Below are 3,985 nucleotides of genomic sequence, written 5' to 3'. Positions count from 1 at the left end.
CACGTCCAAATAGGTAGAAAGCACGTGCGAAAATATAGTAAATCCTAGTCCTATTGATAAAAACGGCCACTCTCTATCATTTCCATAAACTATGGAATAAATACCATATATTACTAATGGTAAAAAACACATCGATAATGCTTCTCCTAAAGCAAATCTATGCCATACATCTATAGCTCTATATGTCGAAAAACTATAGATAACACTAGAAAATATTGCTTGGAGTAAATTTCCTGAATATCGGTAAACCACAAGGTGTGTGTTAAGTAAAGTTATTAATGTATAAAACCACCAGCCAAAGATGATAGGAATGAAATACCCACCAAAGAAAACTTTTAAAATTGAAAACGGTAATAATGTAATTTGAGGATAAAATATTCCTCCCGGAAAAAGAAAGTTTTTGAAATCATAGGCATAAAGATAAGGATATAAGTTTCCATGCTTTATATCTATCGATAGCTCGTTAATTCTTCTTAAATGATAGAGCATATCTCCTCCATAGATCAATGACTTTCCATGGAGCACCGGAAATATAAACAACAACGCTATAGCAGAATACAAAGCAAGAATTGCAATCCCACTACCTTTAATTTTAAGTTTATCAGCCATTAATATCTCACTATACACGGTTCACTTTCACATACTCAATTTTTGGTCGGAAGAAAATCCCACGAATTGAAGATGAAATAATAATCCAAATTTTCTTTAACTTGTATGGTTGATCAGACCGTAAAACCTTAATAATATTCCAATTAACCTTGGCGAATTGGAAACAACGACCATATAGTCCGTTCGAGCGTGCTATAACACATTCATTTCGATAGGCTAATTTGTAGCGCCACAACTTACTGCCGTCATCTTTCGACAGGTTAGATCCATTATTATCTTTGGTTTTGTGAATTACGATACTCTTACCAACTAAGTAACTAGGATGACGTTTTGAGATCCGATTAGAATACTCCATATCATCACCCCAAATAAAAAATTCCTTATAAGATAAACCCACTTCTTCAATAGTAGACGTTTTCAAAAAGAAGGAAACAAAAGTTGCCTGAATGGTGCGAACAAGCCCATCTTTAATGTATTGCGACTCGTCCGGCCATTTCTTATAGATTTTTTGCCCATTCATTTTGCATGGCTGACCATCAGTAAATAAAACTTCGCTTGCAAGATAACCGTAGTTACCATCTAACAATTGGTCGGCCTTCAATAATTCCGCTAAGGCAGTGGGTGTTGGCATAGTATCATCATCCATTAGCCAAACATATTGATAGCCACGTTCGCAAGCCGCTTTTAAGCCAAAATTAAAACCACCCGATCCCCCCAGGTTGGCACCGGTATTCTCGTACAGAATCTGTTGACTATCAATCAAATCACTAATATATTCCTTTGTGTTATCAGTGCTGGCATTATCAACAACTAAAATATCAAAATTATTGACGGTTTGATTTTGGAGCGATTCAATCGATTCGCGAAGTAATTTTTTTCGGTTGTAGGTTACCACAATCGCACAAATTGGTTTCATATAGCTAATCCTCGCTAGTTGCTAACATCTTTTGCATGGCATGAGTGATATAGTATCCAGACCGCATTTGGTTAGCGATTTTCTCCACGTTTTGATGTATCTGACGATACTCGTCTTCAGTCAAAGCATCAAGTTTTTCATTTAACTCATTTAAACTACTAATTGTAATTCCGACACCGTTTTCTGTTACAAAGTCGGCCAAAGCGGCTTGATCCCAAATAATCACCGGAAGGCCCGAACTTAAATATAGAGAAGTCTTATGCGGATTATTCCACTTTAAATAACGACCAAAAGTCCCGTCACAAGTATCAACACTAGTGCCATGCCAAACTAAGCCAAAATTTTCATCCATATGAGCAGGTAATTCCGTCGGTGAAAATTGTCCACGATAGTTAAGACCATCATTGTATTGCTCCGCTGGATTAGGTCCAAATAGATCAAATCGATTTGTTGGATGGACTTTTTCCAAAAAGACGGCATCAATTAGATTACCGGCATAACAAACCGACTTATCATAGCCATGATATGGCTGTATTGGTTGTGGATTATCATAGTCGAAAATTCCTAAATCCACTAAAGGCACTTTGACCCCATTTTGGCGTAAGAAATCATTCATTTTAGCATTATGACCGATAATTCCATCAGCCAAATTGAACGAATCAACTTCTGCTTGGCCTTTTTCCGGTTCATCCGCATACAGACGAATCATTTCAGCGTCATGAATGATAAAGTACAATTTAGCATGACTGTTTTGATGAACACTATCGGCAATTTGTTTAACCAGTTTATTTGAATATAAAGGATACTGGATTACGACATTGTCAATATCAGGATGTTCTTTAAAAAAATTCGGTAGAATTGAATGCGATAACTGATACTTGTGTAAACGAGTATTGATCCAATCCCATAAATTATGGTGCCACCAAAAGCCATCTTTCCACCCATAATCTAGCCAGAATTCTTGAAAGCCCATTTGTTCTTTTAGGAACTTAATATTATCCATATTTGCCTTCGGGCCACCAACGTTACCAGAAGGATCTTTTAAAGAAATAATGTAATTTTGCATGTTAATAACCGTTATTTAAATTGTTCTTTTGTGAATTGCTAAAAAATAATTTTCTTAAGCCAACTGAGGATGCAATGACTATATATGGTAAATATTGTATAACATATCTACTTCTTCCACCTTCATATAGGAGCAGAAAGAGCATAAATCCGATGATGGTCAGTTTCATCCATAACATCCGATAGTCATTAACTACCACTGTAGCAAGTAATCCCACCAACGTAATTACCCATACTAATTGAGGAATAATCGCAAAGCCATTCCAATCTCGTTGCGAATTATGAGAGGTGAAAATATATCTAATTTTGTTGTAAATACGATTGCCCTTTCCAAATGGAATTAGGAATTGATCACCACCTCCATCGTTACGCCAACCAAAGGTCGCATCTGAGGTATTGTTGACTTGCTTTTGTATAAGAAATTTACTATAACCATTGATTCCATATGATTTTAAGCGACTTTTAATTAGGTTAATATTATAGATCTTACGTTTTTCTGGAGACTTAATTCGCTGATTAGCCTCGACATCCGGTCCATAATATCCACCAACCCCAGCCATTCCCATCGCCATAAAATGCCATGAATCATAAGATTTACTACTGTCAATCTGAGACTTAATTAATGCATTTCCAGAACAAATGATTAAAATCATAGGTATAACAATAACTAATAACTTGTAGAAAGGCTTAAACTGTATGCTAGAAAATGCCTTTATGACTACAACAATAACATAAGCAATAATCACGATAACTATGCTGGGCTTAATAAAATACCCCCCAGCAGATACAAAACTAATAATTAGATTACGATACCAACTACTTTTCAATGAAAACAAATATATCAGCGCGGAACTTACAGCAAAGGCTAATAAATCGGAATAAAAAATTGCCACATATGGTGAGATAACAATTAATCCCCAAAGTAAGCAAGATACAATCATCGATACTTTATAGTCATAAAGTCTCTTGGCAACCCTATACAATAGATAACAAGATCCATCGAGTAAAATAATGTTAATTAGATTTAGAATCCTGACGAAATTCACTAAATCTGGTTTAAAGAACAAATAATATAACCCCTTCTCTATCATCATTACTCCAATGGTATTTGGGTTATAAGAAAAATAATCCGGTACTCCAATTGGTCTATTCATTGCACGATTGATTAAAGTTATTGGGTCCCATCCAGTAGTCCCAGATAGCGATAGCACCAAAAGTATTTGATACAATAATGTAACAAATATAATACCTAAAAAAATTTCCTTTCTATTATTAAAATAAAATCCTTTAATGTGTTTGTTATATTTTCCAATTATAATTAGAAAAATCAAAAAAACGAGCAGACCATACAACAAATTATTTCCTTTTTTTAAATCGTTAAATATATAAGGGAAT

The 3,985-nt window shown here is 34.8% G+C and carries 3 protein-coding genes and 1 pseudogene; all 4 read right to left on the bottom strand.

Features of this window, described 5'->3' with window-relative positions; genetic code table 11:
* Positions 1-609 (bottom strand): annotated as a pseudogene (locus PS3_RS04695) (hypothetical protein); the annotation flags it as partial.
* Positions 610-619: 10 nt separating this feature from the next.
* Positions 620-1,525 carry a glycosyltransferase family 2 protein gene (locus PS3_RS04690; RefSeq protein ID WP_007122196.1) on the bottom strand — a complete coding sequence of 302 codons (906 nt, stop codon included), beginning with the start codon at positions 1,523-1,525 and terminating at the stop codon, positions 620-622.
* Positions 1,526-1,529: 4 nt separating this feature from the next.
* Entirely contained in the window at positions 1,530-2,591 is a 1,062-nt protein-coding gene (locus PS3_RS04685; protein WP_007122195.1) for a sugar transferase, read from the bottom strand.
* 1 nt (position 2,592) lies between these two features.
* On the bottom strand, positions 2,593-3,985 hold a 1,393-nt coding region (locus PS3_RS04680), incomplete at its 5' end, for a glycosyltransferase family protein (protein ID WP_040468195.1).

Origin of the sequence: Limosilactobacillus gastricus PS3 (assembly GCF_000247775.1) — a bacterium.
Taxonomy (GTDB): domain Bacteria; phylum Bacillota; class Bacilli; order Lactobacillales; family Lactobacillaceae; genus Limosilactobacillus; species Limosilactobacillus gastricus_A.
The sequence above is the reverse complement of the archived record's forward strand: the minus strand, read 5'-3'. Positions and strand labels throughout refer to the sequence as shown.